This window comes from Pseudomonas sp. NBRC 111127 (assembly GCF_001320345.1).
GTDB classification, from domain to species: Bacteria; Pseudomonadota; Gammaproteobacteria; order Pseudomonadales; family Pseudomonadaceae; genus Aquipseudomonas; species Aquipseudomonas juntendi.
Genome location: NZ_BCBD01000160.1, coordinates 1 through 12,457, shown reverse-complemented (window position 1 = coordinate 12,457; position 12,457 = coordinate 1). Strand labels below are relative to the sequence as shown.

12 protein-coding genes are annotated in these 12,457 nt (G+C 64.7%); 2 read left to right on the top strand and 10 right to left on the bottom strand.

The window, feature by feature from the left end; genetic code table 11:
- Positions 1–437, top strand: a 437-nt coding sequence (locus APH30_RS22410) for a nucleoside triphosphate pyrophosphatase (protein ID WP_054913796.1), incomplete at its 5' end; no start/stop codon positions are given.
- Between the two features lie 61 nt (positions 438–498).
- On the opposite strand, the gene APH30_RS22405 is transcribed toward APH30_RS22410, so the two are convergent.
- Genes APH30_RS22405 through rluC form a run of 3 tightly spaced genes read right to left on the bottom strand, consistent with a single transcriptional unit; the run spans position 499 to position 3,129 of the window.
- Positions 499–1,488 carry a S49 family peptidase gene (locus tag APH30_RS22405; RefSeq protein ID WP_009685073.1) on the bottom strand — a complete coding sequence of 330 codons (990 nt, stop codon included), beginning with the start codon at positions 1,486–1,488 and terminating at the stop codon, positions 499–501.
- Between the two features lie 6 nt (positions 1,489–1,494).
- Positions 1,495–2,169, bottom strand: a complete 675-nt coding sequence (locus tag APH30_RS22400) for an HAD family hydrolase (RefSeq protein ID WP_054905786.1) — start codon at positions 2,167–2,169, stop codon at positions 1,495–1,497.
- A gap of 3 nt (positions 2,170–2,172) precedes the next feature.
- Positions 2,173–3,129, bottom strand: coding sequence for a 23S rRNA pseudouridine(955/2504/2580) synthase RluC (rluC, locus tag APH30_RS22395; protein WP_009685075.1), 957 nt, complete (start codon positions 3,127–3,129; stop codon positions 2,173–2,175).
- Between the two features lie 799 nt (positions 3,130–3,928).
- On the opposite strand from rluC, the gene rne reads away from it, so the two are divergent.
- A complete protein-coding gene (gene rne / locus APH30_RS22390; RefSeq protein WP_177333775.1) occupies positions 3,929–7,195 on the top strand; it encodes a ribonuclease E in 3,267 nt (1,088 codons plus the stop codon).
- 226 nt (positions 7,196–7,421) lie between these two features.
- Here rne and murB read toward each other — a convergent pair whose 3' ends face one another.
- Genes murB through APH30_RS22355 form a run of 7 tightly spaced genes read right to left on the bottom strand, consistent with a single transcriptional unit; the run spans position 7,422 to position 11,959 of the window.
- Entirely contained in the window at positions 7,422–8,441 is a 1,020-nt protein-coding gene (murB, locus tag APH30_RS22385; RefSeq protein ID WP_054913794.1) for a UDP-N-acetylmuramate dehydrogenase, read from the bottom strand.
- Positions 8,438–8,902 carry a low molecular weight protein-tyrosine-phosphatase gene (locus APH30_RS22380; RefSeq protein ID WP_009685205.1) on the bottom strand — a complete coding sequence of 155 codons (465 nt, stop codon included), beginning with the start codon at positions 8,900–8,902 and terminating at the stop codon, positions 8,438–8,440. The genes murB and APH30_RS22380 overlap by 4 nt, the downstream gene beginning before the upstream one ends.
- Positions 8,902–9,666 (bottom strand): 3-deoxy-manno-octulosonate cytidylyltransferase, encoded by a 765-nt coding sequence (kdsB, locus tag APH30_RS22375; protein WP_054905782.1) that lies wholly within the window; start codon positions 9,664–9,666, stop codon positions 8,902–8,904. The genes APH30_RS22380 and kdsB overlap by 1 nt, the downstream gene beginning before the upstream one ends.
- Entirely contained in the window at positions 9,663–9,848 is a 186-nt protein-coding gene (locus APH30_RS22370) for a Trm112 family protein (protein ID WP_003247142.1), read from the bottom strand. Before APH30_RS22370 ends, kdsB begins: the two co-directional genes overlap by 4 nt.
- A gap of 43 nt (positions 9,849–9,891) precedes the next feature.
- Positions 9,892–10,893: a tetraacyldisaccharide 4'-kinase gene (gene lpxK / locus APH30_RS22365; protein ID WP_054913793.1), complete on the bottom strand. Its 1,002-nt coding sequence runs from the start codon at positions 10,891–10,893 to the stop codon at positions 9,892–9,894.
- Positions 10,893–11,327, bottom strand: a complete 435-nt coding sequence (locus APH30_RS22360) for a biopolymer transporter ExbD (RefSeq protein ID WP_012271149.1) — start codon at positions 11,325–11,327, stop codon at positions 10,893–10,895. The genes lpxK and APH30_RS22360 overlap by 1 nt, the downstream gene beginning before the upstream one ends.
- Complete coding sequence (locus tag APH30_RS22355; RefSeq protein ID WP_009685211.1) at positions 11,324–11,959, bottom strand: MotA/TolQ/ExbB proton channel family protein; 636 nt, start codon at positions 11,957–11,959, stop codon at positions 11,324–11,326. Before APH30_RS22355 ends, APH30_RS22360 begins: the two co-directional genes overlap by 4 nt.
- Positions 11,960–12,457: the final 498 nt, after the last annotated feature.

The window sequence follows — 12,457 nt, the reverse complement described above, 5'->3', positions numbered from 1 at the left end:
TGGCCAGGCAGAAGGCCGAGGCGCTGGCGGGCAACCACCCCGGGCACCTGATCATCGGCTCGGACCAGGTGGCGGTGCTGGGCGAACAGGTGCTGGGCAAGCCGCAGACCTTCGAGCGCGCGTGCGAACAACTGCTGGCGTGCAGCGGGCAGCAGGTGTGCTTCCTGACCGGGCTGGCACTGCTTAACAGCGCCACCGGGCAATGCCAGGTCGATTGCATACCGTTTACCGTGACCTTGCGCGAACTGAGCCGCGAGCAGGTGGAGCGCTATGTAGCGGCGGAGCAGCCGCTGGACTGCGCTGGCAGCTTCAAGGCGGAGGGGTTGGGGGTGAGTTTGTTTCAGAGCACCCATGGCTGCGACGCCACCAGCCTGATCGGGCTACCGTTGATTCGGCTGGTGGACATGCTGACCAAGGAAGGGGTGGTGATTCCTTGAGGGCCTGGGGCCGCTTTGCGGCCCATCGCCGGCTTGCCGGCGATGGGGCCAGAACAGCCTATCAGCGCAGTTGTGGCCCCTGGAAGCCCATCCACATGGCCAGGTGCTCAGCCACACTGGCCCCGACCCGCTTGGAGAAGCGGTCAAACGGCGATTCCTGCACGGTGAAGTCCACCAACTCCTTCTCGCCCACGATCTCACGCGCCACATAGCTGGCACTGCCCAGCCCATCCACCAGCCCCAGCGCCTTGGCTTGTTCACCCGACCACACCAGGCCACTGAACAGCTCCGGGTGCTCCTTGTCTTTCAGGCGCTCGCCGCGGCCCTGCTTGACCATGGCGATAAACTGGTTGTGCGTGGTGTCCAGCACCCCTTGCCAGAACCGCGTCTCCTCGGGCTTTTCCGGCGAGAACGGATCAAGGAACGCCTTGTGCTCACCCGAGGTGTAGGCACGGCGCTCGACACCCAGCTTTTCCATGGTACCGACGAAGCCATAGCCGGCCGCCGTCACCCCGATGGACCCCACCAGGCTGGCCTTGTCGGCGTAGATCTCGTCTGCCGCACTGGCAATGTAGTAGGCACCGGACGCCCCCAGGTCGGCAATTACCGCGTACAGCTTGATGGCCGGGTATTCGGCACGCAGGCGGCGGATTTCGTCGTACACGTAACCGGCCTGCACCGGGCTGCCACCCGGGCTGTTGATGCGCATTACCACAGCCTTGGTCTTGCTGTCCTTGAAGGCCTCACGCAGGCTCTTGACGATATTGTCTGCGCTGGCTGCCTCCTGGTCGGCAATCACGCCACGCACCTCGACCAGTGCGGTATGGCTGGCACCGCGCGAGGCCGCCTTGTCCATATCCATCAGCGGCGAGAACAGCGCCAGGATGCCGAACAGGTAAACGAAGGTCAGCAGCTTGAAAAAAATCCCCCAGCGCCGTGAGCGGCGCTGCTCCTGCACACTGGCCAACAGGGTCTTTTCCAGCAGTTGCCAGCTCTTGCGCTCTTCGCGCTCCCCGGGCTCGGCCTCGGGGGCTTTCCATTCGTCTGCCATGCTCACCTACCTTGGAAGTGGAATTGCGGCCCCAGCCAACCACTCGCGCAGCTGGGAAAAATGCTCGATGCACACCTGCGGGCCGAACTCGGCCAGCGCCTGTAACGACATGGCACCATAGCCCACGGCCACCGAATGCATGCCGGCATTGCTGGCCATTTGCAGGTCGAATGCCGAATCTCCGACCATCAGCGCACGCTGCGGTTCTACACCACAATGGCCGAGAATTTCCTCGAGCATCAGCGGGTGTGGCTTGCCACGGGTCTCATCAGCGGCGCGGGTAATGTCGAAAAACGCCTGCCAGCCGTTGGCCTTGAGCACCCGATCGAGGCCGCGACGGGCCTTGCCGGTGGCCACCGCCAGGCGGTAACCCTCGGCGCGGAAGGCGTCCAGCGACTCGCTCACCCCCTCGAACAGCGGCGAAGGCTGCTGATCCAGGGCGGTGTAGATATCAGCGTAGTGCTGACGGAAGCTTTCGACCTGAACGGGCTCCAGGTGCGGGTACAGGGTATGGATGGCCTCGTCCAGGGCCAGGCCGATGATGCCCTTGATCGCATCATCACTGCGTTGCGCCTCACCGGCACGCACGGCAGCCGCGTTCATGGACTCGACGATGCGCCCGATGGAGTCGGCCAGCGTGCCGTCCCAGTCGAAGATCAGCAGTTCATAAGCTTTTTTCATAGGTCACGGCGCACTCAGCCGCTCCACCGTCTTGGCCCAGACTTCGTCCACCGGCGCCTCAAGCTTGAGCTCGCCACCGTCCGGCAGCGGCACGGTCAGCGCGTAGGCGTGCAGGAACAGGCGCTTGCCACCCAACTCACGAATTTCGCGGCTGAAATCTTCGTCGCCGTATTTGTTGTCGCCGGCGATCATGTGCCCGGCATGCAGGGTATGCACGCGAATCTGGTGGGTACGCCCGGTGATCGGCCGCGCCTCGACAATGGTGGCGAAATCGCCGAAGCGACGCAGCACGCGGAACAGGGTCAGCGCCTCCTTGCCCTCATCGTTCACCTCGACCATACGCTCGCCCGAGCGCAGGTTGCTTTTGAGCAGGGGCGCGTTGACCTGTTTCTTGGCCGTGGGCCAGTGGCCCCGCACCAATGCCATGTAGCGCTTGTCCACGCCATCACCGCGCAGCGCCGCATGCAGGTGGCGCAACATGCTGCGCTTCTTGGCGATCATCAGCAGGCCGGAGGTGTCGCGGTCCAGGCGGTGCACCAGCTCCAGCTCCTTGGCGTCAGGGCGCAGCTGGCGCAGCGCCTCGATCACGCCGAAGCTCAGGCCACTACCGCCATGCACGGCGATGCCGGCCGGCTTGTTCATCACGATCAGCGCCTTGTCTTCATAGACGATGGCCGCCTCCAGGCGCTGCAACAGCCCCTGGGCGACCGGTGCCGGCTCGTCGCGCTCCGGCAGGCGGACGGGCGGCACCCGCACGATATCGCCGGCCTGGATCTTGTACTCGGGTTTCACGCGGCCCTTGTTGACCCGCACCTCACCCTTGCGCAGGATGCGGTAGACCAGGGTCTTGGGCACGCCCTTGAGCGCCGTGATGAGGAAATTGTCGATGCGTTGGCCGGCAAGCTCCGGCGCGACTTCGATCAGCTGTACGCCGGAAGTCGGAGGGGTATTGGTCGTCATGGCGGGAATCATAACAATTTTTTATGGAATTGAAGCACTTAATCATTGCTGCTATAGTCGCGAACGCCGCCAAAAGTGGCAGGCCAGCAAAACCAGGCCCTGGGCCGGTTGCTGACCTACGCAATTCTCCAGGACGCGAGGCCGTCCTACGGGGTTTTCGCCAGTTTACCGAATTGCCTGGAATCGCCACCAGCGCTGTGTAGAGAAGACCGAAAAAAACGACAAGTGTGGTTGTTCACCTGCTTACCCGATTCTTTTCGTTGTAGCTCTGCCCGCCCCGTCGCTTCCACGCAACGCAAGGCGAATGCTCCGGAAACAACAGCCTTGGACATGTAATGGCGTCAGCTTCCCATTCGAAGCTGGCGAAAAATGCAACCCGTTGCGGATTCAGCGCGCGGCAGCACCCGAATTATCAGGGATACGTGCAGGGTGGAGATGCACAGCCCTCGGACCGTGTAGCACCGCGTCCGGCCAGCAGCCGATTGAAGGCTGGTGAGCGGATAAGGTCCTGAACAGATGCCCCCGGGCGTCCACGGCTGACGGTTGATTCCTCCTCCTGACTGAGTGCACAAGGCCCGCTTGGTTGATTCGGATACCCATTCGAAGCCACCGGGGCCTTGTTGGCACCGCAGCAAACAGGACGCGTCGTCGCGACAACGGCAGGCTGGGCAACCGGCTGGTGCCGAACGTTGCTCGACACGGGGGTGGCCCGGCCACCCTTTGCGCACCTTGGCACCGACCATGAGACGTCGTGTGTGCCGAACGCCGTTTCCGGCAGCCCGGAAACCGACGGTACAACATGAAAAGAATGCTGATTAACGCAACTCAACCCGAAGAGTTGCGTGTAGCCCTGGTGGACGGCCAACGTCTCTACGACCTGGACATCGAGTCCGGCGCGCGTGAGCAGAAAAAGGCCAACATCTACAAAGGCAAGATCACCCGCATCGAACCCAGCCTCGAAGCCGCCTTCGTCGACTTCGGTTCCGAACGTCACGGCTTCCTGCCGCTGAAAGAAATCTCCCGCGAATACTTCAAGAAAACCCCGGAAGGCCGGGTGAACATCAAGGAGGTGCTCAGCGAAGGCCAGGAAGTCATCGTTCAGGTCGAGAAGGAAGAGCGTGGCAACAAAGGTGCCGCCCTCACCACCTTCATCAGCCTGGCCGGCCGCTACCTGGTACTGATGCCCAACAACCCGCGCGCCGGTGGCATCTCGCGCCGCATCGAAGGCGAAGAGCGCAACGAACTGCGCGAAGCCCTGAACGGCCTGACCGTACCGGGCGACATGGGCCTGATCGTGCGCACTGCCGGCCTGGGCCGCAGCAGCGAAGAAATGCAGTGGGACCTGGACTACCTGCTGCAACTGTGGACCGCCATCAAGGAAGCGTCCCTGGACCGCGCCGCGCCGTTCCTGATCTACCAGGAAAGCAACGTCATCATTCGCGCCATCCGCGACTACCTGCGCCAGGACATCGGCGAAGTATTGATCGACAGCATCGACGCCCAGGAAGAAGCCTTGACCTTCATCCGCCAGGTGATGCCGCAGTACGCCAGCAAGGTCAAGCTCTACGAAGACAGCGTACCGCTGTTTAACCGCTTCCAGATCGAAAGCCAGATCGAAACCGCCTTCCAGCGCGTGGTCGACCTGCCGTCCGGTGGCTCGATCGTGATCGACCCGACCGAGGCCCTGGTGTCCATCGACATCAACTCGGCGCGCGCCACCAAAGGCAGCGACATCGAAGAAACCGCCCTGCAGACCAACCTGGAAGCGGCCGAGGAAATCGCCCGCCAGTTGCGCCTGCGTGATATCGGCGGCCTGATCGTCATCGACTTCATCGACATGACCCCGGCCAAGAACCAGCGCGCCGTCGAAGAGCGCGTGCGTGAGTGCCTGGAAGCCGACCGCGCCCGCGTGCAGGTTGGCCGCATCTCGCGCTTTGGCCTGCTGGAAATGTCCCGTCAGCGCCTGCGCCCATCGCTGGGTGAAAGCAGCGGCATCGTCTGCCCACGTTGCTCCGGCACCGGCATCATCCGTGACGTCGAGTCGCTGTCGCTGGCCATCCTGCGCCTGATCGAAGAAGAAGCCCTGAAAGACCGCACCGCCGAAGTGCGTGCCCAGGTGCCAATCCCGGTAGCAGCGTTCCTGCTCAACGAAAAGCGTAATTCCATCACCAAGATCGAGCTGCGCACCCGTGCGCGCATCATCATCCTGCCGAACGATCACCTGGAAACCCCGCACTTCGAAGTCCAGCGCCTGCGCGACGACAACCCGGAAGTGCTGAACAACCAGTCCAGCTACGAAATCGCCGCCAGCGAAACCGAAGAAGCACCACAACCGACTGCCACCCGTACCCTGGTTCGCCAGGAAGCGGCCGTGAAAACCGCCCCGGCCCGCGCCAATGCACCGGTACCGGCCGCCGCCGAAGAGCAGCAGCCTGCACCGGCCGCCGCCGCGCCGAGCGCGCCGGAGCCAAGCCTGTTCAAGGGCCTGGTCAAGTCGCTGGTCAGCCTGTTCGCCGGCAAGGACGAGCCTGCCGCTGCCCCGGTCGCCCCTGCCGCCGAGAAACCGGCCGCCGAGCGCAGCCCACGCAACGAAGAACGCCGCAACGGCCGTCAGCAAAGCCGCAACCGCAATGGCCGCCGCGACGAAGAGCGTAAACCACGTGAAGAGCGTGCCGAACGCGCACCACGCGAAGAGCGTCAGCCACGCGAGGAACGCGCTGCGCGTGAAGAACGTGCGCCACGCGAAGAGCGCGCCCCGCGTGAAGAACGTGCGCCACGTGAAGAGCGCGCACCACGCGAAGAGCGTGCACCACGTGAGGAACGCGCCCCACGCCAGCCACGCGAAGACCGCCGTGGCAACCGTGGCGAAGAGCGCGTGCGCGAACTGCGCGAGCCGCTGGATGCCACTCCGCCAGCCGAGCGTGAAGTGCGCCAGCCGCGTGAAGAGCGCGTAGCCCGTGAAGAGCGTGCACCGCGTGAAGAACGCGCCCCGCGTGAAGAGCGTGCTCCGCGCGAAGAACGTGCTCCACGTGAAGAACGTGCCTCGCGCGAAGAGCGCGCTCCACGTGAAGAACGTGCCCCGCGTGAAGAGCGTGCCCCACGCCCACCCCGTGAAGAACGTCAGCCACGCGCTGCCGAAGAAGCGGCCGAACAGGCTGCTGAGCTGGCCGAAGAGCAACTGCCGAACGAAGAACAGCTGCAAGACGAGCAGGAAGGCACGGATGGCGAGCGTCCGCGCCGCCGCTCGCGTGGCCAGCGTCGCCGCAGCAACCGTCGTGAACGTCAGCGCAATGCCAATGGCGAGCTGATCGACGGCGAAGAAGAAGGCAGCGACGAACAGCCACAGCAGCACCAGGCCACCGAGCTGGGTGCTGAACTGGCGGCGGGCCTGGCTGTAACTGCAGCGGTTGCTACCAGCAACATCAGCAGCGATGCCGAGGCCCAGGCCAACCAACAGGCCGAGCGCGCCACCGCTGACGTCGTTGCCGCTGCAGCAACCGACAACAGCGAAGCCGCCCAGCCGGTTGAGCAGGCTGAAAAGCTCGAGCAAGTCGAAGTTGTCACCAAGGTTGAAGAAGTGGCCGTGGCCCCAGTGGTCGAGCAGCCGGTCAGCGAGCCTGTGGCCGTGGTCGAGGCAACTGCCGAGCCTGTGGTCGAAGTCGCGCCACAACCGGTCGTCGAAGAAGCGCCTGTTGTCGAGCCGACCGTGGCTGTCGAAGCCCCGGTAGAAGCGCCAGCTGTCGAAGCCGGTGAAATCGAGCAGGCCCCGACCGTGCTCGAGGCTGCGCCGGCTGCCGAACAGCCTGCCCCGGTTGCCGAAGCCCAGCCAGAAGTAGTGGCCGAGCCTGCACCTGTGGTTGTCGAGCCTGCGCCGGTCGCGGCCCCAGCTGTGGTAGAGCCTGCCACTGTCATGCTGGCCAACGGGCGTGCGCCGAATGACCCGCGTGAAGTTCGCCGCCGCAAACGTGAGGCCGAGGCTGCCGCCAAAGCCGCGCAGGAAGCTGCTGCAGCCACTGGCGAGCCAGCCCTGGAAACCGCCGATGAGCAAAAGCCTCATCATGGTTGATAGCCAAGGCTGAATGAAAAAGCCCCGCCAGTGCGAACTGGCGGGGCTTTTTCTTGGCCTATCACTTTATGTCAGCGCCGGCGCTGCCCTTTGTAGGAGCGGCCTTGTGTCGCGATGGGGCGCAAAGCGGCCCCAGGAATATTTGCATTGACGCTGAAATCTGGGGCCGCTACGCGCCCCATCGCGACACAAGGCCGCTCCTACAGGTTCTGCACCGCCCTCTAATTCAGTACAGGTTAGGCTCCATCTCCAGCTCAACGCCGAACCGTTCGAGGATATCGGCCTGGATCCGTCGCGCCAGCGCATGCATCTGCGCCCCGCTCGCCTGGCCATGGTTGACCAGCACCAGCGACTGCAAGCGATGCACCCCGGCATCACCCTCGCGATAGCCCTTCCAGCCTGCCTGCTCGATCAACCAGCCTGCGGCCAGCTTTACCTGACCGTCAGCCTGCGGATAGGCGACCACGCCGGGGTACTGCGCACAGATGCGCGCCACGCATTCGGCCGAAACCACCGGGTTCTTGAAGAAGCTTCCGGCATTACCCAGCTCGGCCGGGTCTGGCAGCTTTTCGCGGCGAATGCTGCAGATCGCATCGCTGATCGCCTGCGCCGTCGGTTCGGTCACGCCCTGCTCTGCCAGGCGCTGGCGGACCGGGCCGTAGTCCAGGTGCGCGTGCAGGGTACGGCTCAAGGCAAACCGCACCCGCAGGATCAACCACCGGCCTGGGTTACGCTTGAATACGCTGTCGCGGTAACCGAAGGCACAGTCCGCCAGCGCGAAGTCGCGCAGCTCGCCCGTCTCGCGGTCCAGGGCCGTAAGGCCGACGAACACGTCCTTGATCTCCACCCCGTAGGCACCCACGTTCTGCATGGGTGCAGCGCCCACGGTGCCAGGGATCAGGCTGAGGTTCTCCAAGCCGCAAAAACCCTGCGCCAGGGTCCACTGCACGAACGGGTGCCAGGGCTCGCCGGCCTCGGCTTCGACCACCACATGCTCGCCGTCATCACTGAGCACCCGGCGGCCCTGGCTGGCCATGTGCAAGACCAGCGCATCGATATCGCGCGTCAGCAGCAGGTTGCTGCCGCCCCCAATCACCAGCACTGGCAACGCCAGGCGCTGAGCCTGGCTCAGCGCCTGGCGCACATGCAGGTCATTGCGGGCCTGGCTGAAATAACGCGCCTTCACGTCGATGCCGAAGGTGTTGTAAGGCTTGAGCGATACCTGCTCCTGCCATTGCCCGGTCATAACCGCCCCTTGATTTCCAGCACCAGCGCCTGGCAGGCCGATTCGATCAGGTCGAGTACCTGCTCGAAGCCATCGGCGCCGCCGTAGTACGGGTCAGGCACTTCATCCAATGCCGCACCATAGCGGCGCAGGAACAGGTCAAGCTCGCCCGTCGCCGTTGGCGGGCGCAGGGCACGCAGGTCGCGAAGGTTGCTCTCGTCCATGGCCAGCACCAGGTCGTATTCGGCGAAATGCCGCTGCTTGACCTGCTGCGCGCGTTGCCTGGACAAGTCATAGCCACGCGCCAGCGCCGCCTTGCAGGTGCGGCTGTCGGGCGGTTTGCCAACATGCCAGTCGCCCGTACCCGCGGAGGCCACCTGCACGCGGTCGGCGAGCCCGGCGGCCTGCAGCTGGTGGCGCAGCACGCCTTCGGCAGTGGGCGAGCGGCAAATGTTGCCCAGGCACACGAACAGTACGCGCATCAGGCCTCCAGCAAGCGCCGTACGCGCTCCAGGTCTTCTGCGGTGTCTACACCCACGGCAGGCGCCTCGATCGCGTCCTCGACGTGGATGCGCACACCGTGCCACAGGGCACGCAACTGCTCCAGGGCTTCGGTCTGCTCCAGCCAGCAGGGGCCCCAGCTGACGAAGTCGTGGAGGAAGCCCACGCGGTAGGCGTACATGCCGATATGGCGGCGGTAAGGCACGCCGGCTGGCAACTGGTCCTGGCCTTTGGCGAATGTGTCACGCGCCCACGGCAGCGGCGCCCGGCTGAAGCTCAGGGCAAGGCCGTGCTTGTCGCTGACCACCTTCACCGCATTGGGGTTGAACACGGTTTCCGGCTCATGGATCTGCTCGGCCAGGGTGGCGATGGCCGCTTGCGGGTGGGCAGCCAGGTTGGCAGCTACCTGGTCGATGATCACCGGCGGGATCAGCGGCTCGTCACCCTGCACGTTGACCACGATGGCATCGGCCGCCAGGCCCAGTTGCGTCGCCACTTCAGCCAGGCGGTCGGTACCCGACTCATGGTCGACACGGGTCATCAGCACTTCAGCGCCAAAGGCCTGGCAAGCTTCGAAGATGCTGGCATCGTCGGTAGCGATGACCACGCGGCTGGCCGCGCTTTTGCGCGCCTGCTCCCATACATGTTGCACCATCGGTTTGCCGGCGATGGCCAGCAGCGGCTTGCCTGGCAAGCGCGTGGAACGCAGGCGGGCAGGAATCACCACGGTGTAGTCAAGGCTCATTTGTCCAGGCGCTCGTCGTCGGTCAGGGTACGTGCCTCGCTCTCCAGCATGACCGGGATACCGTCGCGAATCGGGTAGGCCAGGCCGGCCCCCTTGCTGATCAGCTCGGTCTTGTCGGCGCTGAGCTTGAGCGGGCCCTTGGTGATCGGGCAGGCGAGGATATCGAGCAGTTTGGTGTCCATTGAAGGCTTCCTTTAGGCCAGATGGCCAGAAATGAAAACGGGCTCAGGGCTGGTGCAGCAAACGCTGCAGCTGGCTGTCGAACCAGGCGCTGAATGCCGGCGTGGGCTGTGCTTCGACAGCCAGGTACCACCAGTCGTCGGCGGCGAAGGCGCGGCATTTCACGGCGTCCTTCTCGGTCATGACCAGCGGTAGCGGTGGGCTGAAGGCCAGGCTCCGGGCGCTGAATTGTGCATGGTCGGCAAAAGGGTGCGGCAGCGGCTGCCAGTTTAGCCCCAGCAGGGTATTGAAGAAACGTTGCGGGTTGCCGATACCGGCCACCGCGTGCAGGGGCTGGCCGGCGGGAAAATGGTCGAGTGCGCGGCGCTCGCCGCTGCGCAGGTTGACCAGTGCGGATGGCTGAAGGCGCAGGCCAAAGCCACCGGCACGGTCTTCGCCGGCACCATTGAACAGCACCGCGTCGGCGCCCTGCAGGCGTTCGGCAGGCTCGCGCAGCGGGCCGGCCGGCAGGCAGCGGCCGTTGCCCAGGCCACGCGCGGCATCGATCAGGACCAGCTCCAGGTCACGTGCCAGGCGGTAGTGCTGCATGCCGTCATCACACAGGATCAGGTCCAACGGTTCACTGGCCAGCAGGGCCTGCACGGCGCGGGCGCGATCCGGGTCGATCATCAGCGGTACCCCGCTGCGCTGCACGATCAGCAGCGGTTCGTCCCCGGCCTGTTCGGCCGACTGGTCGGCCAGCACCCGCCACGGCAACTGCGGCGGTTTGGCGCCATAGCCACGGCTGACCACGCCGACGTTCAGCCCCTGCTGGCGGCAATGCTCGATCAGCCAGAGAATCATCGGTGTCTTGCCGGTGCCACCCACGGTGATATTGCCCACCACGATGACCGGCACCGGTGCGCGGTAGCTGGCACTTTTGCCCTGTAGAAAGCGCGCGCGCTTGCGCGTGACCACGCGGCGGTACAACGCCTCCAGCGGGCGCAGCAGCGCCAGCGCCGGGTGCCCGGCGTACCAGGCGGCGAGCAGGCGGTCGGCGATAGCCATCAGGGCGTGCCCTGGGCCGCCTCGACGGTGGTCATGCGCAGTTGGCTGAAGCCGAGCTTGCCGGCAGCATCCATCGCAGTGACCACAGCCTGGTGCGGGGTCTTGCCATCGGCACTGATGGCCAGCGGCAGCTTGTTGTCACCACCCGACTCACGCTCGATGGCCTCGCTCAGGGTGGCCAGGTCGCTCTTGGGCAGCAGGTGGTTGTTCACCGAGTACACGCCTTCGGCGCTGATGGTGATTTCCACCAGCTTGCCCTGGTCGGCCGGCGCCTGCTCGGCACTGGCGGCCTCCGGCAGCTCGACCCGCAGCTGCGTTTCACGGGTGAAGGTGGTGGTGACCACGAAGAACAGCAGCAGCACGAACACCACGTCGATCAGCGACGCCAGGTTGATGTCGACGTTCTCCCGCTGGCGATTGCGCCGGAACTTCACGCCTTGCCTCCGGCCACTTCCACTTCGCGGTCGCCCTGCAGCACTTCCACCAGCTTGATCGCCTCCTGCTCCATGCCCACCACCAGTTCATCGATGCGGCGCAGCAGGAAACGGTGGAAGAACACCGCCGGAATACCAACCATCAGGCCCGCCGCCGTGGTGACCAGGGCCTTGGAAATACCACCGGCCAGTACCGCGGCGTTGGCGGTCATCTGCGTGCCCATGAAGGCACTGAAGATGTCGATCATGCCCAGCACGGTGCCCAGCAGGCCCAGCAGCGGGGCCATGGCGGCGATGGTGCCGAGGGTGCTGATGTAGCGCTCCAGCTCGTGGATAACGCGCGAAGCCGCCTCTTCGATGCACTCTTTCATGATTTCGCGGCCATGGCGCGAATTGGCCAGGCCCGCGGCGAGGATCTCACCCAGTGGCGAATCGGCGCGCAGCGCCTTGAGCTTGTCACTGGTGAGTTGCTTGTCCTTGATCCATATCCAGACCTGGCCGAGCAAGTGTGGCGGGGTGACGCGGCTGGCGCGCAGGGTCCACAGGCGCTCGATGACGATAGCCATGGCAGCGATGGAGCTCAGAATGATCGGCAGCATCATCCAACCACCGGACTTGACCAATTCCCACACAGTAAACGCCCCTTCGGATAAAGGCCGCCACTCTACCATAGGCACGGCGGAGGCTCATCTGCCGGAGATCAGGGAGCATGCCTTGGATGGGTATCAGAGCTGAAAGGCGCATGCCTTGGATGGGTATCAGAGCTGACAGGTGCATGCCTTGGGTTTTCCAGCGCCTGTGAGATCGAGCGCCGCCCGCGCGGCGCATCGCCGGCAAGCCGGCTCCCACATCTGTTTCGGGCCAGTCTCTCCTGTGAATTCACCGCTGCGCGCCTTGTTCGTCCCCTTCGATATTGAAGGTGTCGCCTCTGCCTTTCATCAACATCCAGCCATGCACCAAGGGTGCGCGCGCCTAGGTGCAGGAGTAACTGGCCCGAAACAGATGTGGGAGCCGGCTTGCCGGCGATGCGCCGCGCGGGCGGCGCTCGATTTCACAGGCGCTGCAACTGTCATGGCGAACCCCTGGGGCATAGAAAATGTCATGGCAAGCACCTGCAAGCCCCTCCCCTC

Bases quoted from the DNA above. Each gene is read 5' to 3' on its own strand.
- murB (WP_054913794.1), bottom strand. From the start codon at position 8,441: ATGACCGGGCAATGGCAGGAGCAGGTATCGCTCAAGCCTTACAACACC.
- rluC (WP_009685075.1), bottom strand. From the start codon at position 3,129: ATGACGACCAATACCCCTCCGACTTCCGGCGTACAGCTGATCGAAGTC.
- kdsB (WP_054905782.1), bottom strand. From the start codon at position 9,666: ATGAGCCTTGACTACACCGTGGTGATTCCTGCCCGCCTGCGTTCCACG.
- APH30_RS22400 (WP_054905786.1), bottom strand. From the start codon at position 2,169: ATGAAAAAAGCTTATGAACTGCTGATCTTCGACTGGGACGGCACGCTG.
- APH30_RS22380 (WP_009685205.1), bottom strand. From the start codon at position 8,902: ATGCGCGTACTGTTCGTGTGCCTGGGCAACATTTGCCGCTCGCCCACT.
- lpxK (WP_054913793.1), bottom strand. From the start codon at position 10,893: ATGGCTATCGCCGACCGCCTGCTCGCCGCCTGGTACGCCGGGCACCCG.
- rne (WP_177333775.1), top strand. From the start codon at position 3,929: ATGAAAAGAATGCTGATTAACGCAACTCAACCCGAAGAGTTGCGTGTA.
- APH30_RS22405 (WP_009685073.1), bottom strand. From the start codon at position 1,488: ATGGCAGACGAATGGAAAGCCCCCGAGGCCGAGCCCGGGGAGCGCGAA.
- APH30_RS22370 (WP_003247142.1), bottom strand. From the start codon at position 9,848: ATGGACACCAAACTGCTCGATATCCTCGCCTGCCCGATCACCAAGGGC.